We start from the raw sequence: 22,279 nt of genomic DNA, 5'->3' as shown, positions 1-22,279 counted from the left end.
TCTCCCTCAACCACCTAATGTAATATCTGTCGTTTGATACCATTTAAGAGCTTCATTAAAATGGTCTTTCTTGAAATCTGGCCAATACTCATCAATAACATATATATCTGAATATACGGATTGTACTGGTAAAAAACCACTTAAACGTCTTCTACCTCCCCATCTAATAATTAAATCTATTCTAGATATATCAGAAGAAGCGATATTACTAATACCATTATTGAGATCCCATTTCCAATCATAATTAACTAAGAAATTGATATTAATTAGACCTTTACCGAATTTCACTCTTTTATTAGCATATTTCAATAATTCTTTTGGAAATACGTCTGATTTACTATTACCGACTATTAATAAATTAGCATCTCTATTAGCTAGGTTATTAACAGCACTTACACATGCTTCTATAAAAGCTGCTTTTTGATTGGATGGTCTTTTGGTATTATCTTGGGTGAAACCATAAAATGTAGCTTCTTTAATACCATGCTCCAGCATTATTTCATATAATTGAAAGCCTGGGTCTATGCCATAAAAATATCCGTCTTTTTTGTCCATATTATGCCCTACAGCCCATCTTCTGTTACCATCTGGTATAATCCCTATATGCTTTGGTACTCTCTTTAAAATATCCTTATTCATCGTTTAGCTCCTTATATTAATCTCTATTATAAAAATATTTACATTTAGCCTAATATCTATTCATAAACTCAGTTATTTATAATTAAAGATTAGATAATACATAGAAACTAAACTTAAGATTATAAAATAGTTGATAATTCTTAGATCACAGTTACCTAATAAGCATATCAAATATATTTAGTATTATCAAGATAAAAAGTAATTAGATAGTTATTCATATAGATAATAAAAGGCCACCTCTCGGTAGCCGTATGTATGTCTACAATCATATATCTAAGCTCTAGGATGAGCTTTTGAATACACTTCCTTTAATCTATTATTAGACATCTTAGCGTATATCTGAGTAGTAGATATATCTGAATGGCCTAACATTTCTTGTACAGAACGGAGATCAGCTCCATTTTCTACAAGGTGCGTAGCAAAAGAATGCCTAAGTATATGTGGTGTAATCTTTTTGTATATACCAGCTTTATTTGCATATGATTTAACTATCTTCCAAAATCCTTGTCTGCTCATTTGATGACCTAAGCAACTAACGAATAAAACATCGTCACCAGGATCTTTTATCATTATTTTTCTTGCATGTTCCAAATAATTTATAAGAGCATCTTTTGATACTTGTCCCATAGGAATAATACGTTCTTTTTTCTTATCAATACACTTGATGTAACCTAAGTTAATATTAACATCATTTTGCTTTAAGTTAATTAATTCAGATACACGTATACCTGTTGCATATAAAACTTCTAACATTGCTTTGTCACGTATACCTTTGCAGTCATTATCATTTGGCTGACTTAACAAAATATCTACTTCTTCCATAGTCAATACTTCTGGTAATTTTTTCTCTATCTTAGGAGAAAGCAACTTACTAGAAGGATCTTGATTTATCATATCATTCTTGTATAAATATCTAAAATAGCTATGGATTGAAGCAACATTCCTAGATATTGTAGATGGCGCTCTGCCCATCTTTTCTAAATTAATTAAATAAGAATTAAGATTAGTATTAGTTATTTTGCCAATGGTTAAAGAATTGGATTCTAGGTAGTTAATCAAATTATTAACATCCCTTTCATAGGATGCTATAGTATTTTGGGATGATCCTTTTTCAGTTTTTAAATAGTCTAAGAACTTAGATACCGTATCTCTCATTATTTTCTTCCTTTGCAGTACTTCATATACATTTGATTATAATATATTTTACTCCAAAAGTCGAATATTTTTTACAAATTTATGGCAGAAATGTACCATTTTACTAATTGAGGGTTTACGTAAGTTTCCATAATACCGCCTACAATAGTGAATATAATGCATATTATTAGGACGAAAAAATATTCTATAAACATTTGTTTATTTATATTAAATCCTCTTGTTCTATTCCTATGACTGTATAAATTAGAACAAAAATTAGTGCTTTTCACTATCAGATATATCATTACAGGAATATAAAATATGTATTGAGGCAATAAAAGTATTATATACATTAGATAACCTTTGAATCCATTAGTCATAAGCCCTATGGAAAATATAAACCCAATACTGAAACCAAAATATATAACTAACATATAATTTATGATGATTTCAAAGAAAGTAAATCCTAATATCCAAATCCCAAGAATCAATTTAATTCTTTTCCATATTATGAATTTGAATAATTCTATATTAAGATAGTCGCTAGATGGAAATTTAGTTATAAAATATCCTGATAATAATTTGTATTCTTCAACTCGATTACCACTTAAATTATTAGCAAATAACGATCCAACAATAATAGCAAACAAAAATAATATAAACTGTATTTTAAAAACACTTATTTTCTTTCTATATTTTCCTAATACATTAGTCATCTAAATCACTCCTTAATATATTTTACTTTTATATTATCTTATTCTATATATAAACTAATATATGAACAGAAAATAAATTATATGAGTGCTTGTACTTAGAAAATATAAATTTAATATATTCATTTTTATAGCAAAAAAGTCTTAGAATAATATAAACCTAATTATATTAATACTCTAAGACTCTTAAAAATAATTCAATATTATTATTTCATATCATTAATTTTGCATTTATAAGCTAACAATCCTGATATTGTTTTACCATCTGTAATCTCTCCTGAATAAATCATATTAATCAATTCATCCAGCTTATATTTTTCGATAGTAACGTATTCATCATCATCAAGATTTTGGACTGATTCCTTCAAATCTGTTGCCACATAAATACTAATCATTTCATCAGTTATTCCAATGCTTGAATAAAATTTTAACAGATACTCAATATTATCAGACTTATAACCTGTTTCTTCTTCCAACTCTCTTGTAGCACATATACTTGGATCTTCACCTTCTTCTACCCCACCAGCTGGAATTTCCAGTACATAATCATCTGCAGCATTTCTATATTGTCTAACCATAATTATATTACCATCATTATCAACAGGTATCACTGCTGCTGCACCTGGATGTGTAATAAGTTCCCAATTGACTTCTTTATCATTAGGCATTCTTAACTTATCAATAACCAATCTTACTCTTTTTCCATTAAATACTTCTTTTCTATCTAATCGTTTAATTTTTTTATCCATTGTCTCATCTCTCAATCTTTGCTTAATCTAAAATGACATTGTTTTGTTATAGCATGACTTCATAGCCTCGATTACTGCACTTCTAAAACCGTTTTTTTCAAGCTCTGATACAGCTTCTATAGTCGTTCCTCCTGGTGAACACACAGCATCCTTTAACTCTCCAGGATGTTTACCTGTTTCTAAGACCATTTTAGCCGAGCCAAGAACCGCACCAGCTGCTAATTTATATGATGTATCCCTAGGTAATCCAAATAACACTCCTGCGTCAGCCATAGCTTCAATAAACATATATACATATGCAGGTGAACTTCCTGATACTGCTACGACAGCATTCATAAGATGTTCTGGTAATTCTACCATTTCACCAAATGATTTAAAAATATTAGTTACCATGTCTTTTTCATCAGCTTCATAGGGATCATCTGAAAAACTTATAGCACTCATACCTTGTCCAACTAATGCTGGAGTATTAGGCATAGCTCTAACAATTTTTGTTTCATTACCAAGTTTATTTTTCAGATCATCAATCTTAATACCAGGTGCTATAGATATAATTATATGCTGATCAGTAATAACTTCTTTAATATCATTAAGTACTTGACTATAATACTGTGGTTTTACAGCTAATATAACATACTTTGATTTTTCCACACACTCCCCATTACTATTCACATAATTAAACCCAATATCTGACTTGATTTCTTCTAATCTACTCTTATTAACATCTGTATATAATAATTCTACGTCCTTTAGACTATCTACAATTCCTTTCATCATAGCATAGCCCATATTTCCAGTACCAATAAAACCTACTTTACTCATACCCAACCTCTTTTCCATGTACCATTAACTATATTTCGTCTAAGCAATTATTAAACACTTAGCTTAGCAGTTTTACCTAATACATCTTTATTTTCATCTAATATAACCTTTACATATTCAGTAATGAAATCTTCAACTTGCTGTGGTGATCTTCCAATGAAATTTTCTGGTCTTAAGATAGATATTATTTCCTCTTCACTCATCCCAAATGTTCCATCAGCTAATATACGTTCAATTAGATCATTTTTCTTACCTTCCATCTTAACCTGTTTACCAGCTTCCATTGATAATACTCTTATTTTTTCATGTAATTCTTGTCTGTCCCCACCACGTTTAACACCTTCCATTAGAATGGTTTCAGTAGCCATGAAAGGTAATTCACTCATGATTCTTTGATGAATTACTTTATCATATACTACAAGACCATCAACTACATTCATAAATATCTCTAATACTGCATCTGTAGCCAAAAAGGCTTCTGGCACTGATAACCTTTTATTAGCACTATCATCAAGTGTTCTCTCAAACCATTGTGTTGAAGCTGTAATTGCCGGATTAAGAGCATTACATATAATGTGTCTAGCTAACGATGATATTCTTTCACTTCTCATGGGATTTCTTTTATAAGCCATAGCGGATGATCCAATTTGACTTTTTTCAAATGGTTCTTCTATTTCTTTTAGATTCTGTAATAATCTAATATCATTGCTGAATTTATATGCTGATTGAGCAATAGTACTCAATACATTTAGCATTTGTGAATCTAGTTTTCTTGGATAAGTTTGTCCTGTTACAGGAAAAGTATCTCCATAACCTAATTTTGATGAAACTAGTCTATCTAATTCTTTAACTTTTTCATGATTGTCTTCAAAAAGATTAAGGAAACTGGCTTGAGTTCCAGTAGTACCTTTTACTCCTCTGAGTTTAGCTTTATTTAATTGGTGTTCAACGTCTTCATAATCCATTAATAAGTCTTCTAACCATAAACAAGCTCTTTTACCCACAGTAGTCAACTGAGCTGGTTGATAATGGGTAAATCCTAGTGTAGGCATATCTTTATATTCAATTGCAAAGTTAGCCAATTTATCTATAACATTAACCAATTTATCTTTTATCAATTTTAGTGCTTCTGTCATAACTATTATATCTGTATTATCTCCTACATAACAACTAGTTGCCCCTAGATGAATTATAGGTTTAGCTGTTGGAGCTTGACACCCATAAGCATATACATGGGACATAACATCATGGCGAACAACTTTTTCTCTTTCTTTTGCTACTTCATAATTAATATCATCTTGATACTTTTTCAATTCATTTATCTGTTCATCACTAATATCAATACCCAATTCTTTTTCAGCTTCCGCAAGTGCTATCCATAACTTTCTCCAAGTTTTAAATTTTTTATCTGGAGAAAAGAGATATAACATTTCTTTGCTTGCATATCTAGCTCCCAATGGTGTTTCATAAACGTTATTCAACTATATCATCCTTTCAGTATATTTATTAATACAATTAATCATTTTCGTCAATTGATTGTATTATGTGTATTACAAACATTGAATTTATATGATTTGTTTCATAACAAATCTTTCATAAGTTATTAAATATATTAAACTTAATCATCTGTGTATCCATTACAATACGTTCAATATATTTTCCTTGATATTACAAGTTTCTAACTTATTATATCATAAAATAAAAAGTTAAGTTAGGCAAGTAAAAAGTTTTGTTTTTTAATCAAAAAAATAGACTAAATCACAAAAAAGAGCAGCTTCAAAAATTAAATTGAAACAGCTCTTTTATTAAAATTCAATCTTATTGTAAATTATTAAGGAATTCTTCTATTCTATCCAATCCTTTTTCTATATTGTCCATAGATATAGCATACGATAGTCTAAAGTGAGTATCATAACCAAAATCGGTACATGGTACTGCAGCAACCTTCTCATAATCTAATAATAGCTTTGCAAAAATATTAGCGTTTTCAATAACTTCGCCTTTATATTTCTTTCCTAATGCACCATCTAAATCAACAAATACATAAAATGCACCATGTGGTTTGATTGCAGATACATATGGCATTCTAGATACCCTATCATACATATATTCTCTTCTTTTATCAAATTGAGTCTTCATTTTATCCACACATTCTTGCGAACCACTAATAGCAGCTAAAGCAGCTTTTTGAGCTATTGAGTTAGGATTAGAAGAAGCATGGCTCTGAATATTAGACATAATTTTGGCTATTTCTACTGGAGCAGCAGCATAACCGATTCTCCAACCAGTCATAGCATAACTTTTCGAAACACCATTAATTACTATTGTTCTATTATAGATATCTTTACTAAATGAAGCGATACTTATGTGCTTCTCGTCACCATAAATAAGTTTTTCATATATTTCATCAGATATGACGAACAAATCATTTTTCACTGCAAATTCAGCTACTTTTTTAAGTTCTTCTTCTGAATATACCATACCTGTTGGATTACTTGGACTATTAATCAAAATAGCTTTTGTTTTATCTGTTAATGCATTTTTCAAATCTTCTATAGTCGCTTTGTAATTATTTTCTTTACTTGTTTTTACTACAACTGGTACACCATCTGCTATTTTAACCATTTGAACATAACTTAACCAAAATGGGGCTGGTATAATAACTTCATCCCCCGGATTCAATATCGCCATGAACGTATTAGTTAAAGAATGTTTTGCTCCATTACTTACAACAATTTGACTTGGGTTGTATGAAACATTATTGTCCTCTTCCAGTTTACTGCATATAGCCTTTTTTAAAGGAAGTATACCTGAAGCAGGTGTATATTTAGTAAATCCTTCATTAATGGCTTCTATAGCAGCTTGTTTTATATGATCTGGTGTATCGAAATCTGGTTCGCCTGCACCAAATCCTACCACATCTATACCATCAGCTTTCATTTGTTTGGCTTTTGCTGTAATTTCTAATGTTGATGAAGGTTTTATATCTAGACCTTTACTCGATAATATCATGTACAAACACCACCCTTTTATTATTATTACTTTTTGCAATTAAACATATTGTAATATATTTTATGTAATTTTGCAAGTTCTGTTTTGAATTTATTCGTTTTTTAATGTTTTCTTTAATACAAATTAACATTTAGCAATTATTTTTGCAATATCAAATATAAATATCTTCATTTCATAACCATTGTTACAATTATTTTTTTGTTATCTCTAATTTATATACATCATTTTTGAAAATAAATTCAATGTTTTGCAATGTGTTAATAATCTATAGTAGTTTATTGATGTGATGTAGTAAAGAATAATCTTATATTAGCATAGTAAAATTGAGAAGACTCTACTTCATTCGAATATATTAAACCATTAAAAATTTATAAAATCAAGGAAATTATGATAAACTCAATAGAATAAATAGAATATCATATGACAGGATTAATTTTCTGAATTATATCCATAAAAAGAGGAAAAAAAGAAAAGTGTGACATGCACACTTTTAAACTAATTTTTTGATTGAACGATTAATTTAATCGCTGTTCTTTCTTCTCCATTAATATCAATATCAGTGAAAGCTGGAATACAAACTAAATCGATACCAGATGGCGCCACATATCCTCTTGCAATTATTATTGCTTTTACTGCTTGATTTAATGCACCTGCCCCGATTGCTTGTAATTCAGCACCGCCTTGTTCACGGATTGTATTAGCAAGAGCACCAGCTACCGAATTGGGATTAGATTTTGCAGCAACTTTTAAAACTTCCACTTTAAAAGACCCCCTTTTTTTGGTTATAGTTAATAATTCAATAAGAAATTCTTTTTTCCTTTTTTTCAATCAATTTTTATGGACAATATTAATTTTTATTTTTTTCAATTAATATAAAACACAAAATTTCTACAAAAAATTAACTAAAACACAAAAAAAGCGTGATTTCTCACGCTTTTTATTATTTAGCATATTCAACTGCTCTTGTTTCTCTTATAACATTAATTTTAATTTGTCCTGGATATTCCAATTCATCTTCTATTTTCTTAGAAATTTCTCTTGCAAGTAATACCATTTCTTCATCACTTGTCTGGTCAGGAATAACCATGATTCTAATTTCTCTACCTGCTTGAATAGCAAAAGATTTATCGACACCTTTAAATTCATCAGCAATCTCTTCAAGACGTTGAAGTCTTTTAATATATGTTTCTAATGTTTCACGTCGTGCACCTGGTCTTGCAGCAGATATAGCATCAGCTGCTTGTACAATGACAGCAACTAGACTTGTAGGTTCTACATCACCGTGATGTGCTTCAACAGCATTTATAATCACTTCTGATTCTTTATATTTCCTACATAAGTCTGCACCTATGGAAACATGTGAACCTTCCATTTCATGGTCAACTGATTTACCAATATCATGTAATAAACCAGCACGTTTAGCTACTCTTACATCTACTCCGATTTCACCAGCAATTAATCCACTTAAATGAGATACTTCAATTGAATGTTTTAAAACACTCTGTCCATAACTTGTTCTAAATTTCATCTTACCTAACAATCTTGTTAATTCATGATGTAATCCATGAACACCTGTGTCGAAAGTAGCCATTTCACCTTCTTCACGAATAATATTCTCAACTTCTTTTCTAGCTTTTTCTACCATTTCTTCAATTCTTGCAGGATGGATTCTTCCATCAACAATTAATTTTTCTAGTGCAATTCTTGCAACTTCTCTTCTTATTGGATCAAATCCAGAAAGTATAACCGCTTCAGGCGTATCATCAATAATAAGATCTATTCCTGTTAAAGTCTCTAAGGTTCTAATGTTTCTTCCTTCTCGACCTATTATTCTTCCTTTCATCTCATCACTTGGGAGAGGTACTACTGATACAGTAGTTTCAGCCACATGATCAACTGCGCATTTCTGTATTACGTTTGCCAATATTTCTTTTGATTTCTTGTTAACCTCTTCTTTTGCTTTTACTTCCAATTCTTTAATTAAAATTGCTGTTTCATGTTTCACTTCGTTCTCAACAGATTTTAAAAGGTACTCTTTTGCTTGATTGGAGGTGAGGCCAGAAATTTTCTCTAACTCTTTGACATGTCTTTTCTGTAATTCAGATACTTCTGCTTTCATTTTTACTAATTGCTCTTCTCTAGATACTAACTGATTTTCTTTTCTTTCAAAGCTTTCAGCTTTTTTATCAAGAGATTCTTCTTTTTGAAGAAGTCGTCGCTCAAGGCGTTGTAATTCATTTCTTCGCTCTTTAACTTCTTTATCTAAATCACTTTTGATTTTATAAGTTTCTTCTTTAATCTCTAAACGACTTTCTCGTTTAATAGATTCAGCTTCTTTTATAGCATCATCAACAATTTTTCTAGCTTTTTGTTCAGCTGATCCATATTGAGATTCTGCTACTTTCTTTCTATAAGAAACACCAAGCTTAAAAGTTATTACTCCAACTACAACTGCAACGACAAGTATTAATATTACTAGTAATATTATATTTATAGTAACGTTCAAATGGTAACACCTCCTCATTATTTATTTTTCATTGTGCATGATGTTATTTTCCATAACATATAAATTTTATAACGTTTTAGATATTATGTCAAGTTTTAATAAAAACTCTTTTAAATAATATACATATTCCATAACTTTTTTTACATATTTATCATGTATTCATTAACTTTTTATTTTGTATAAATTGGTTAATTACTTTATTAATTAAACCGTAATTATAACCTTTTCTCATTAAATAACCTATCATTCTTCTTTTGATTATATTATCTATAGTACCTACATTTCTATATTTTTTATATAACAAATTATATGCAACCTCTTCTTCACATATTTCTGTATTTTCTGCCAATTCATTAAATATATCTTTAGATACTCCTTTTTTTATAAGTTCCATACTGATTCGTTTCAAACTTTTTCTTTCTTTGTTATAATTAATATATTTTTCTGTATATTGCCTATCGTTAATAAAATTGTATTCTTCTAAAAACGAAACAACTTTATTAACTATATATTCATTATAGCCTGTATCTTTCAATTTTCTTATAATTTCTTTTCTAGGCATATCTCTTCTTTGTAATAGTCTAAAAGCCCTACTCTTCGCTCTTGGATAAACATAGTCTTGATTTATTTTGTGTAATAATTCTTCTGATAAAGAATCATTTTCTTTTAATTTCAAATATTTCAGTTCTTTATAAGTGATAAAAAACATGTATTCGCCATCTATATAAATATCATAATAATTTTTAAATCTTTTATTCTGAAAAATATTTGTAATAATCATAAATATCCTTTCTTAGGACACATTAGTCATTATATATCTTTTATTTAAAAGAGGCTGTCTTATAATCTATTTTTTTGACTATCAATATGTAGATAACAACTATTTGTCTACTATATTGATATAAAAACGGATTATGAGAAGCCCCTTTTCACTACCATGATAATTTAACTTCTTAGATAAATTTAGTAAAACAAAACTAATTACTTTTTAGCCTTTTTAGAATCAGTCGTTTCTTTTTGTTTTTCTTTGTCTTTTTCTTTTTTGGAATCACTATTCTTATTGCCTTCATCTTGTACCCCATCTACTGGAATATCAAAATGTTTTCTTACTAAAGTATCTATCTCTTTTAATAACTCAGGATTATCACTTAAGTATTGCTTTGCATTTTCTCTACCTTGCCCTAATCTTATTTCATTATAAGAATACCATGCACCACTTTTATTAACAATATTTTCTTGAGTTGCTAAATCTAATGTATCACCTACTTTTGATATACCTTTTCCAAACATAATATCAAATTCAGCTGTTTTAAATGGTGGGGCTATCTTATTCTTAACAACTTTAACTCTGACTCTATTTCCAATGAATTCAGTACTTTGTTTTAATGTTTCAATTCTTCTAACATCAAGTCTAATAGATGAATAGAACTTAAGTGCTCTACCACCAGTTGTAGTTTCAGGACTCCCAAACATTACTCCTACTTTTTCACGTAACTGATTGATAAAGATAACAATACAATTTGATTTATTTATAGATCCTGTAAGTTTTCTTAATGCTTGAGACATAAGTCTTGCTTGAAGTCCTACATGAGAGTCTCCCATTTCTCCTTCAATTTCTGCTCTTGGCACAAGTGCAGCAACTGAGTCAATTATAACCATATCAATTGCACCTGAACGAACCATAGTTTCCGTAATCTCAAGTGCCTGTTCTCCATTATCTGGTTGTGATATATATAAATTATCAATATCCACACCTATTTTTTTTGCATAATCTGGATCTAATGCATGCTCAGCATCAACAAAACCTGCTATACCACCCTTTTTCTGTGCTTCTGCTACCATATGTAGTGCAACAGTTGTTTTACCACTAGATTCTGGTCCATAGACCTCCACAATTCTTCCTTTTGGTAGACCTCCAGCACCAAGTGCTATATCTAAACTAAGTGACCCTGTAGGAATAGTTTCAATGTTCATATTCTCCCTTGATTCACCTAACTTCATTATTGAACCTTTACCATATTGTTTCTCAATATTGGATATCGCCGCTTCTAATGCTCTTTTTTTATCTTCTTTCATATATGCCCTATTAACTAGGTTCCCCCTTTCAGATTAAAAAACCGAACTTATGTTCGTTTATAATTATAATATATAATTTATACCACGTCAATACATTTTTACAAATATTTCAATTTAGAATGTTTTATATTTCTTTTTACAGAAAAGTTTCCTATGTATTAATAATATTTTTGCTGAAAATGTTAAATCATAAAACTTTTCTATACTATAAATTAAGCCTATGGTTAATCATAAGCTTAATTTATATATATTGAACTTAATCATCTATACGCCCATTTCAATAAGTTCAATCTATTATTATTTAATTCTATTCCATAACATTATAAGACTTTCTACTACAGCTCTCGTTCTGATTTTTTGTCTATTACCATAAAAGATACATTTTTTGACAGTAGTAACACCATCATAACTTACACCTATATAAACAAGCCCTACTGGTTTATCTTCTGTACCTCCAGTTGGTCCTGCAATTCCTGTAATAGATATAGAAGCAGATGTATTACACTTTCTGATGAGTCCCTCAGCCATTTCTATAGCAGTTTCTTCACTTACCGCACCATATTTATCAAGTGTATCTTTACTAACTCCCAAATATTCCATTTTGGCTTCATTAGAGTAGGTAATAAAACCTTCCTTATATACATCAGATACTCCAGAGCAATTAATAATCCTACCACTTAGCAATCCACCAGTACATGATTCTGCCACAGATAGAGTAAGATTCTTGTTCTTAAGTATATCTACTATTGTTTCTTCTAGAGTTTTTTCATCATTAGTATAGATATATTCTGAAACATAATCAGCGACTTTATGTTCCATATCATCAATTAATTTGATAGCTTCAGATTCTTCATTCGTTTTAGCAGTTATCCTAAGATGAACTTCTCCATCTTTTGCATAAGGTGCAATCGTAGGATTAGTTTGCTTATCTATTAAATCTTGTAATATCTTTGCGACTGTACTTTCTCCTATACCACATAATTTTACAGTCCTTGAATAGATGACACCTTCATTCAATTTTTCTAATTCTTTTTTAACTCCATTTTCAAACATAGGTTTCATTTCACTAGGCGGACCAGGTAAAACGATAATTATATTCTTTTTGGTTTTGACAATAAATCCTGGAGCTGTTCCATTATCATTTTCAAGAACAATAGCACCTTCTGGTATATATGCCTGTTTCAAATTGTTTTCTGCCATATATATATCACGTTGTTTAAAGATATCAATTATCCTCTTTTTTGACTCTTCGTGTTCAATAAGAGGTAAATCCAATACTTTGGCAATAGTTTCTTTAGATAAATCATCAGTTGTAGGCCCCAACCCCCCAGTTGTGATAATGATGCTAGTCCTATTCATAGCATTTTTTAATGTTTCTTGTAATCTATCAACATTATCGCCTACAACTGATTGGTAGTAAACAGAGATTCCCATATCTGCTAATTGTCTTGATAAGTACCTTGCATTAGTGTTTAAAATATCTCCAAGTAATAATTCTGTTCCAATGGCTATTATTTCAGCAGTCATATGGTTTCATCCTTTCAGTATCCAATTAATCATAAATATATTTATTCATGAAATAAATTTATATTTTTTGTTATATAATCAAGCGCAGATATCACTGTAAACAATAAAGATGCGTATATAAGTATTTGTTCAACAACAACTATGCCTTCAAAATTAAAATTACATAGAATTACTATAATCATAATCATTGTAGTCATGGTTTTTATCTTTCCCCACCATCCTGCTGCAATAACAATACCTTTATTAGCAGCAACAAGGCGAACTCCACTGATAATGAATTCTCTACTGATTATTATTATAACAATCCATGCAGCTAATTCTTTAACTTCTACTAAATAAATGAGTGCTGAAGCTACTAATAATTTATCAGCAAGAGGGTCCATAAATTTTCCAAAATCTGTTACAAGGTTTCTTGATCTAGCTAAATATCCATCAAGAAAATCTGTTAAACTAGCAATAATAAATATTATAACACCTATTATATTGCCATATGGTGCTTCAATTATATATAGTGACAGTAAAAAAAATGGAATTAATATAACCCTAAACAAAGTTAACTTATTCGCTATATTCATTGATAATCTCTCCTATTAAATCATATTCATTAGATGAACTAACTCTAACATTAATTATATCTCCCGATATTAATTCGTAAGGACAACTTACGAATATCATCCCATCTACATCAGGAGCATCACGATAAGTCCTTCCACAATACACCCTATCCTCTGGCATATATCCTTCAATAATGACCGAATACGTTTTACCTATTAATTCTTCATTAATAGACTTAGATATTCCCTGTTGCAGAGCCATTATTTCATCTTTTCTAGCTTCTTTTGTATCCTCTTCTATTTGGTCCTCAAATAATGCAGCTGGTGTCCCTTCTTCTGGCGAATATGAGAAAACTCCTAAACGATCAAATCTAACATCTTGTACAAATTTTTTCATATCTTCAAATTGCTCTCTAGTCTCTCCAGGGAAACCTGTAATAAGTGTAGTTCTAAGGCAAATGTCTGGTATTGCTTTTCTAAGCTTTGATATTGCTTCATTAATCATTTCTTTTGTGCCTTTTCTTGCCATTCTTCTTAATATATCATTATTAGCATGTTGAATAGGCATATCTAAATAATTAAGAACTTTTTGTTCATCTCTAATTACTTCGACTAATTCGTCTGTTATTTCTTCTGGATAACAGTATAATAATCTAATCCATTCTATTCCATCCACTCTACACAATTGTCTAAGCAAAGTGGGTAACTTCTTTTCTCCATAAATATCAATACCATATTTTGTGGTATCTTGAGCTACTAGAATTAATTCTTTAATACCATTTTTAGCTAAGTATTCAGTCTCTTCAACAAGACTTTCTATTGTTCTGCTTTTTATCTTTCCTCTTATCTTAGGAATAATACAATATGTGCAATGATTATCGCATCCTTCTGCGATTTTAAGATAAGTAGAATATCCTCCTGAACTAATTACTCTGTTAATATAGTCTTCAGGAAGACGGTCATTATCCTCAAAGGCAATATATTTCTTATTATCAAGTACTGATTCAACTGCTTCAATTACTTTATCATAATTAGAAACTCCTAGAATAGCATCTATTTCAGGCATTTCTTTTATAAGTTCATCTTGATATCTCTGAGCAAGGCAGCCTGTTACAATCAAAGCTTTACATTTACCATTCTCTTTATACTGCCCCATCTCTATAATCGTACCAATACTCTCTTCTTTTGCATCTTGAATAAATCCACATGTATTAACAACTATAACATCTGCTTCTGTTTCATCATTTATTAATGTATATCCTTTATCTCTTAATAATCCTAACATTACTTCACTATCCACAAGATTTTTATCGCAACCAAGTGAAATAAATGAAATTTTTATGTTCAATAAGAACACTCCTTTGTTTTCAAGTTATATAATCTGTGCCATAGAAGATAACTATTATTTTATCATACTTTTTGCTGATTTTACGCAATTACTCATAAGCATCGCTATCGTCATAGGACCAACACCACCTGGCACAGGTGTTATTGCACCTGCAATAGCTGAACATTCGTCATATTTAACATCGCCACATAGTTTGCCGTTATCAAGTCTATTCATTCCTACATCAATAACTGTAGCACCTTCTTTTACAAATTCTTTTGTAACAAAGTTAGCTCTACCTATTGCAACAACTAGAATATCAGCATTTTTACATATTTCTTTAATATTTTTAGTTCTAGAATGACATATTGTTACAGTACCATTTTCTTTTAATAATAACATAGATACTGGTTTACCAACAATATTACTTCTACCTATAACTACACAAGTTTTTCCTTCTATCTCTATATTATACCTCTTAATCAGCTCTATAATACCTGCTGGGGTACATGAAACAAAACCATCTCTACCTATACTAAGATTCCCTACACTGTACGGATGGAAACCATCTACATCTTTAGATGGATCTATAGCTAGAAGAATTTTTTCTTCATCAATATGTTTAGGTAATGGTAGCTGTACTAAAATCCCATGTACATCATCTCTACTATTTAATTCACTAATTAACTCAAGAAGTGCTTCTTCAGTAGTTTTTTCATCTAGTTCATAAGATAAAGATCTCATTCCAACGTATTCACAAGCTTTTTTCTTATGCTTTACATAAACTTGTGAAGCAGGGTCTTTACCAACTAAAACAACTGCAAGAGTAGGTTCTACACCCCTATTTTTCAATTCTTTTATTTCAACAATAAGCTCATCCTTAATATCTTTAGATGTTTTCTTTCCATCAATTATGACAGTATTCATTAGTGATTCCTCCTTATTTATCTTATAGGAAAATCCTACATAAAACGAGGCATAGCCTCTTTTCTTGTCTAGAATAATCCGCTTATCTTTCCAGTCTCATCTACATCAATATTTTCTGCCGCTGGTTTTTTAGGTAATCCTGGCATAGTCATAACATTTCCAGTTATAGCTACTATAAATCCTGCTCCAGCTGATATATTTACTTCTCTAACAGTAATATCAAAACCTTCTGGTCTACCTAATAACTTAGCATTATCAGAAAATGAATATTGTGTTTTAGCTATACAAACAGGTAATTTATCAAGTCCCATATCAATAATTTTTTTGATGGATTTTTTTGCTTTTGGTGTGTAATTAACACCATCTGCTCCATATATTTTAGTAGCTACACACATGATTTTATCTTCTATACTATCATTTTCATCATATAAAGGTGTAAAATTACTTTGTTTTGTTTCTAGAGTCTCTAGAACTTTCTGGGCTAATTCTATACCGCCTTTACCACCTTTTTCCCATACCTCTGAGATAGCGAATTCACATCCCATTGCTTCACATTTTTCTTTTACTAACGATATTTCTTCATCAGAATCTGTAACAAAAGAATTAAGGGTTACAACAATAGGTACATTATATTGTTGAAGATTTTCTATATGCTTTTCTAGATTAACAAAACCCTTTTCTACTGCCAAGGCATTAGCAGTCCCAAGCTCTTGTTTACTTATTCCACCATTATACTTTAGAGCTCTTATAGTTGCTACAATAACGATAGCATCAGGTTTTAGATTGCCTTTTCTACATTTAATGTCTAAGAATTTTTCAGCACCTAGATCAGCACCAAATCCAGCTTCTGTAATAACAATATCACCAAGCTTTAATGCAAGTTTTGTTGCTCTAATACTATTACAACCATGAGCAATATTCGCAAAAGGTCCACCATGCATAAGAGCTGGTGTATTTTCTAATGTCTGAACAAGATTAGGTTTTATAGCATCTTTTAATAATGCAGTCATAGCTCCTTGTGCATTTAAATCACCAGCAGTTACTGGAGCGCCATTATATGTATAGGCAACTACAATTCTACTTAATCTATTCTTAAGGTCTTCCAAATCACTAGCTAGACATAAAATAGCCATTACTTCTGATGCAACAGTAATCATGAATCCATCTTCTCTCGGAACTCCCTGCATCTTACCACCTAGACCAACAACAATACTTCTAAGAGCTCTATCATTCATATCAACAACTCTTTTCCATACTATCTGTCTTGGATCAATACCTAAAGTATTACCTTGCTGCAAATGATTATCAAGCATTGCTGACAATAAATTATGAGTGATACTAACTGCGTGTATGTCACCAGTAAAATGTAAATTTATATCTTCCATAGGTACAACTTGTGCATAACCACCGCCAGCAGCACCGCCTTTTATGCCCATACAAGGACCTAATGAAGGCTCTCTAAGTGCGATAATAGCATTTTTGCCTAATTCTCCCATTGCTTGGCCAAGTCCTACTGTTGTTGTAGTTTTACCTTCACCAGCTGGTGTTGGATTTATAGCTGTGACAAGTACAAGTTTTCCATCTTCATTATTTTCTACTTTCTTATATAACTCATCAGTTACTTTAGCTTTATATTTACCATAAAATTCAATGTCATCTTCTGTCATACCTAATTTTCTAGCTATTACACTAATAGGTTCCATTGTAGCTTCATTAGCTATTTGAATATCTGTTTTCATTTTCATTTCTCCTTCTAATAAAAATTAGTCATTATTAAAGTAAATATTTATAACTTTTAGTTACTACCCGTCTTCTGATGTTGCAGATACTTGATTTTTCATTTCTTCATATTCCGCTTTAGTTATTAAAACTTTTCTAGGTTTACTTCCTTCCTCACCACCTACAATACCTGAATCATGTAATTGGTCAACAATTCTAGCAGCTCTATTATAACCAACTCTAAATCGTCTTTGTATCATTGATGCGGAGGCTTTCTGCTTTTCAATAACTAATTCTAATGCTTCATTATAATAGTCATCTTTATCGTCTTGTTTACCAAGAACAGCTTTATCAGCTGATATCTGACTTATAATCTTATCATTATAAATTGTTTTCCTGCTTTCTTTCAAGAACTCTACAATATATTCAACTTCTTTATCAGATATAAATGCTCCTTGTACTCTTAAAGGTTTTTGTATTCCTACTGGATAAAAGAGCATATCACCTTTACCTAAAAGTTTTTCTGCACCATTCATATCAATAATAGTCCTTGAATCAGTACCTGAAGATACTGAAAAAGCTATTCTTGATGGTATATTGGCTTTAATTAGTCCTGTAATGACATCTACAGAAGGTCTTTGTGTAGCAATAATCAAATGTATACCTGCTGCTCTTGCCATCTGAGCCAATCTACAAATTGCATCTTCTACATCATTTGGAGCAACCATCATCAAATCCGCTAATTCATCAACTATAATTATGATATGAGGTAGTTTTGTTCCTTCACCATTTTTGACTACAAGTTTATTATAACCTTTTACATCTCTTACATTCGATGCAGCAAACAATTTATATCTATCTGACATTTCACTTACTGCCCAGTTAAGTGCACCTGCTGCTTTCTTAGGATCTGTTACAACAGGTATTAATAAATGTGGAATGCCATTGTAAACACTAAGTTCAACAACTTTTGGATCAATCATTACTAATTTCACTTGTTCTGGAGTTGATTTATAGATAATACTTGTAATTAAAGTATTTATACATACACTTTTACCAGAACCAGTTGCACCAGCTATTAACATATGAGGCATACGTCCGATATCAGCAACGATTACTTTACCAGCTATATCTTTACCAAGGGCAAATGCAACACTGGAAGGGAATTGCTTAAAATCTTCTGTATCTATAACTTCTCGTAAATATACTGAGCTAACTTCCTTATTTGGTACTTCTATACCAACTGCTGATTTACCAGGAATTGGCGCTTCAATTCTTATACCAGACGCTGCAAGATTTAATGCGATATCATCTGCCAAAGATACTATTTTACTCACTTTTACACCTTGTTCAGGTTGCAACTCATATCTAGTTACTGTTGGACCACAACTAACATTAAGTACTTTAGCTCTAACGCCAAAACTTTCAAGAGTTTTCTCTAGCTTATCAGCGTTTTTCAGTATAGCACTTTTAGAACCTTTGTTACCGCCTAAAGGGTTTTTCTTCAATAAATCAATAGGTGGGAATTTATATTCTATATTCTCCGGTTTTTCTTTCAATGTTTCTTCTTTGATAATTTCTTCTGTTGGTTGTATTACCTCTGTCGGTTTTGTTTTCTTAGCTTCTTCTTTTGGTGGAACATATTTTTCTTCAACCTTCTTATGTACTACTTCTACTTCTTTTTCTTCTTCCAAAAAATTCTCAATAGGCTTATCATCAATATTAAGTGATACCTTGCTAAGGAAACTAATCTTGTCTTTATTATTTTCTGTTTCCTCTTCACCTTCATCATTATCCCTGTACTCTTCAATCATACTTTCTCTAGCTTCTCTAGATTTCTCAATTGCATTTTTACTACTATCTTTTAATTTTAGTCCTATATTCTTGATGAATTTGAATAATGATTTTTGTGATAGTAATATAACAAGAATTATACTTATTAATATAAGTAGTATATAAGTACCTATCTTGCCAATAAATAAAATAAGTAAATCGCCAAATAATCCACCTAAATATCCCCCAGCCACTCTAGTTGTAGATAATTTATAATAATTTGCCAGCGCTGGGAAAAAAGCTTCTAAGCCGCTAACTTTTAAAACCTGAGTTCCTTTTATATATATAACATGTGAAAATATGGATATTATCAATAATAAAATACAACCTAGATAAATTCGATTATTTAGTAATTTATTTCCTTTATTAAATATCTTAAAAAATGAAGCCATAAGTATTATTATTGGTATTAAGTATGCACTCACTCCAAATAATCCAAAGAACAGATTGTTGATAATTCTTCCCAATGCTCCTGCTTTATTAAAATAAACACTAACAAACATGAGTAATGAAAAAGAAAAAAATGTTAAAGCTATTATTTCATATTTTATATCATTTGAGATTATATCTTCGTCTTTTTTCTTTGTTGTTGATTTTTTAGTTGTAGTTTTTTTCTTAGGTGATTTAGTAGTCGTTTTCTTCTTAGGTGCCATATCACTACCCCCTCTTCTTTATGTTTATTTGTATACAAACTCCTAAATATTATTATGTATTCAATTGAACTTATCTATATAACAAAATGTGAAATAATAATTATTAAACCAACGCCAAAACAATAATACGCAAAATAATGCAACTTGTTGTCTTTAATTAACTTGATTAAAAATTTGATACAGAAATATCCAACAAAAGCAGATACAGCCATTCCTACCACATAAGGTGCTGTTATAACAGTAGAAAGTGTATCTCCCTTTAAGTCTCTTAATTGTAATATCATTGCTCCAATCACTGCTGGTAAAGACATCAAAAAAGAAAACTTCACAGCAAATTCTCTACTGAGCCCTCTAAGTAAACCAGCAACAATGGTAGAACCAGAACGTGATATACCTGGAAGCCCAGCAAACCCTTGGAAAGTACCTATTATAATAGCATCTTTATAAGAAGTTTTACCTTCTTTTTTAGTACCCGATTTTAATTTTATGGTTGAATATAGTAAAAATCCTGTAACTATCAAACAGATTCCTGGTACTAATAATATATCAAAAGATTCAATGATCTTTTTCTCTAATATCAGTCCAATAATTGCTGTTGGTATACTTGCTACAATGATAAGCATAACAAATTTCTTATTATCATTGTTAATAATTGGTGGAACTTTTTTATTATTCTTATAAATCAAATTCCCTAAGTTAATAATTATGTATTTGAATAAGCAACCTATTAATTCTAACCCACTAACTATTAAAACAATTATATCTTTATAATACACTGCTATAATTGCTATAAGTGTTCCTATATGTAATAAAACCTCAAATAGAATGTTATCAAGTTGCAAGCCTAATATATGTCTTGAGATAGCCAAATGACCCGAGCTACTGATAGGTAGAAATTCAGTTAACCCTTGAACAATTCCCATTAGAATTGCCTCAAAAAATGACATAAAAATCCCCCTCATATCTATGCATGTTATATTTTAACCCTTTTAACACATTATTTCAACCATGAATAAGACACAGCTACATTTTTAATTCACTACCAGGACTTAGTTCTTTATTAAGATATACTTTTAAATCAGTAGATATGACTCTTTTCACAATATATTTGTCATCTTTTTTATATACTTGAACGGTATTACCTTCAAAAGACACTTCTTCATATTTATAATCATCTTCCGTAGTAGGGAATAATTGTTCATAAGGTATTAAAGAATAATACATCAAGACTCACCTTCTTTATTATTTTCGCTTTGGTTTTCGCTTTTATACTCTTCTATCATGTCATATAATTTTTTAATTGCTTTGTCAATACCTCCTAATTCATCAATTATACCTTCTTCTACAGCTTCTTCTCCAACAATTATTGTTCCAACATCTTTAGCTAATTTCCCAGTATCAAGCATAAGTCTTTTAAATCTTTCTCTACTTATATTTGAATTTCTAGTAATGAAATCTACTATTCTATCCTGCATCTTATCAAAATATTCAAAAGTCTGGGGAATCCCGATTACTGTTCCACTCATTCTTACAGGATGTATAGTCATTGTTGAACTTGGTACTATAAAAGAGTATTTAGTTGATACAGCAAGTGGTACACCAATAGAATGGCCTCCGCCAAGTACTATAGAAACCGTAGGTTTACTAAGAGAAGCTATCATTTCTGCTATAGCTAATCCAGCTTCTACATCTCCTCCGACTGTATTAAGAAGTAATAACAAACCATCAATACTGTCACTTTCTTCAATAGATGCAAGTTGTGGCAATACATGTTCATATTTAGTTGTTTTATTTTGCTGAGGTAAACAAACATGTCCCTCTACTTGACCAATAATAGTTAAACAATGTATTCTATCATCTTCTTTATCAATTGTAACTTGTCCATATTCCTTAACTTCTTGTGGATCAGCTTTTTCATCATTTTTATTTTGTTCATTAGTCTTTATATTTTTATCCATTCTATTTCGCCCTTCGATATTTTTATATTTGTACATATATTATGCGAATAAATATAAAATTTCATTCATACTATTTTAGGCGAATTTATATATTGAACTTAACGTATCATTTTTTCATCATTAAGTTCAA

The 22,279-nt window shown here is 30.3% G+C and carries 20 protein-coding genes; all 20 read right to left on the bottom strand.

Annotated elements, in window-relative coordinates; all coding sequences use genetic code 11:
• Positions 1–6: 6 nt before the first annotated feature.
• Complete coding sequence (locus tag ACX6CF_RS06995; RefSeq protein WP_458784589.1) at positions 7–639, bottom strand: undecaprenyl diphosphate synthase family protein; 633 nt, start codon at positions 637–639, stop codon at positions 7–9.
• 273 nt (positions 640–912) lie between these two features.
• Positions 913–1,794, bottom strand: coding sequence for a site-specific tyrosine recombinase XerD (xerD, locus tag ACX6CF_RS06990; RefSeq protein ID WP_458784588.1), 882 nt, complete (start codon positions 1,792–1,794; stop codon positions 913–915).
• A 71-nt stretch (positions 1,795–1,865) separates the two neighbouring features.
• A complete protein-coding gene (locus tag ACX6CF_RS06985; RefSeq protein WP_458784587.1) occupies positions 1,866–2,489 on the bottom strand; it encodes a stage II sporulation protein M in 624 nt (207 codons plus the stop codon).
• A 203-nt stretch (positions 2,490–2,692) separates the two neighbouring features.
• Complete coding sequence (locus ACX6CF_RS06980; RefSeq protein ID WP_458784586.1) at positions 2,693–3,235, bottom strand: NUDIX hydrolase; 543 nt, start codon at positions 3,233–3,235, stop codon at positions 2,693–2,695.
• Positions 3,236–3,262: 27 nt separating this feature from the next.
• Positions 3,263–4,057: a pyrroline-5-carboxylate reductase gene (gene proC, locus ACX6CF_RS06975; protein WP_458784585.1), complete on the bottom strand. Its 795-nt coding sequence runs from the start codon at positions 4,055–4,057 to the stop codon at positions 3,263–3,265.
• A gap of 50 nt (positions 4,058–4,107) precedes the next feature.
• Positions 4,108–5,487 carry an adenylosuccinate lyase gene (gene purB / locus ACX6CF_RS06970; RefSeq protein WP_458784622.1) on the bottom strand — a complete coding sequence of 460 codons (1,380 nt, stop codon included), beginning with the start codon at positions 5,485–5,487 and terminating at the stop codon, positions 4,108–4,110.
• 388 nt (positions 5,488–5,875) lie between these two features.
• Entirely contained in the window at positions 5,876–7,069 is a 1,194-nt protein-coding gene (locus tag ACX6CF_RS06965; RefSeq protein ID WP_458784584.1) for a pyridoxal phosphate-dependent aminotransferase, read from the bottom strand.
• A 495-nt stretch (positions 7,070–7,564) separates the two neighbouring features.
• Positions 7,565–7,828, bottom strand: coding sequence for a stage V sporulation protein S (locus ACX6CF_RS06960; protein ID WP_458784583.1), 264 nt, complete (start codon positions 7,826–7,828; stop codon positions 7,565–7,567).
• 181 nt (positions 7,829–8,009) lie between these two features.
• On the bottom strand, positions 8,010–9,575 hold the full coding sequence (gene rny, locus ACX6CF_RS06955) for a ribonuclease Y (RefSeq protein ID WP_458784582.1): 1,566 nt from the start codon (positions 9,573–9,575) through the stop codon (positions 8,010–8,012).
• A gap of 151 nt (positions 9,576–9,726) precedes the next feature.
• Positions 9,727–10,356 (bottom strand): regulatory protein RecX, encoded by a 630-nt coding sequence (locus tag ACX6CF_RS06950; protein WP_458784581.1) that lies wholly within the window; start codon positions 10,354–10,356, stop codon positions 9,727–9,729.
• A gap of 200 nt (positions 10,357–10,556) precedes the next feature.
• Positions 10,557–11,651 (bottom strand): recombinase RecA, encoded by a 1,095-nt coding sequence (recA, locus tag ACX6CF_RS06945; protein ID WP_458784580.1) that lies wholly within the window; start codon positions 11,649–11,651, stop codon positions 10,557–10,559.
• A gap of 297 nt (positions 11,652–11,948) precedes the next feature.
• Positions 11,949–13,178, bottom strand: coding sequence for a competence/damage-inducible protein A (locus ACX6CF_RS06940; protein ID WP_458784579.1), 1,230 nt, complete (start codon positions 13,176–13,178; stop codon positions 11,949–11,951).
• 41 nt (positions 13,179–13,219) lie between these two features.
• Positions 13,220–13,753: a CDP-diacylglycerol--glycerol-3-phosphate 3-phosphatidyltransferase gene (gene pgsA, locus ACX6CF_RS06935; RefSeq protein ID WP_458784578.1), complete on the bottom strand. Its 534-nt coding sequence runs from the start codon at positions 13,751–13,753 to the stop codon at positions 13,220–13,222.
• The gene (gene rimO / locus ACX6CF_RS06930; RefSeq protein ID WP_458784621.1) at positions 13,737–15,074 is read right to left on the bottom strand and encodes a 30S ribosomal protein S12 methylthiotransferase RimO; all 1,338 of its coding nucleotides are present in this window, start codon (positions 15,072–15,074) and stop codon (positions 13,737–13,739) included. Before rimO ends, pgsA begins: the two co-directional genes overlap by 17 nt.
• Before the next feature lie 60 nt (positions 15,075–15,134).
• A complete protein-coding gene (gene folD, locus ACX6CF_RS06925; RefSeq protein WP_458784577.1) occupies positions 15,135–15,986 on the bottom strand; it encodes a bifunctional methylenetetrahydrofolate dehydrogenase/methenyltetrahydrofolate cyclohydrolase FolD in 852 nt (283 codons plus the stop codon).
• Positions 15,987–16,054: 68 nt separating this feature from the next.
• Complete coding sequence (locus ACX6CF_RS06920; protein ID WP_458784576.1) at positions 16,055–17,725, bottom strand: formate--tetrahydrofolate ligase; 1,671 nt, start codon at positions 17,723–17,725, stop codon at positions 16,055–16,057.
• 63 nt (positions 17,726–17,788) lie between these two features.
• Positions 17,789–20,191, bottom strand: coding sequence for an FtsK/SpoIIIE family DNA translocase (locus ACX6CF_RS06915; RefSeq protein ID WP_458784575.1), 2,403 nt, complete (start codon positions 20,189–20,191; stop codon positions 17,789–17,791).
• A gap of 74 nt (positions 20,192–20,265) precedes the next feature.
• Positions 20,266–21,138 carry an undecaprenyl-diphosphate phosphatase gene (locus ACX6CF_RS06910; protein ID WP_458784574.1) on the bottom strand — a complete coding sequence of 291 codons (873 nt, stop codon included), beginning with the start codon at positions 21,136–21,138 and terminating at the stop codon, positions 20,266–20,268.
• A gap of 76 nt (positions 21,139–21,214) precedes the next feature.
• The gene (locus tag ACX6CF_RS06905) at positions 21,215–21,415 is read right to left on the bottom strand and encodes a YlzJ-like family protein (RefSeq protein ID WP_458784573.1); all 201 of its coding nucleotides are present in this window, start codon (positions 21,413–21,415) and stop codon (positions 21,215–21,217) included.
• A complete protein-coding gene (locus ACX6CF_RS06900; protein WP_458784572.1) occupies positions 21,415–22,149 on the bottom strand; it encodes a ClpP family protease in 735 nt (244 codons plus the stop codon). Before ACX6CF_RS06900 ends, ACX6CF_RS06905 begins: the two co-directional genes overlap by 1 nt.
• Positions 22,150–22,279: the final 130 nt, after the last annotated feature.

Source organism: Vallitalea sediminicola, assembly GCF_054408565.1.
Note: the sequence above shows the minus strand (reverse complement) of the source record. Positions and strands in the feature narration are given on the sequence as shown.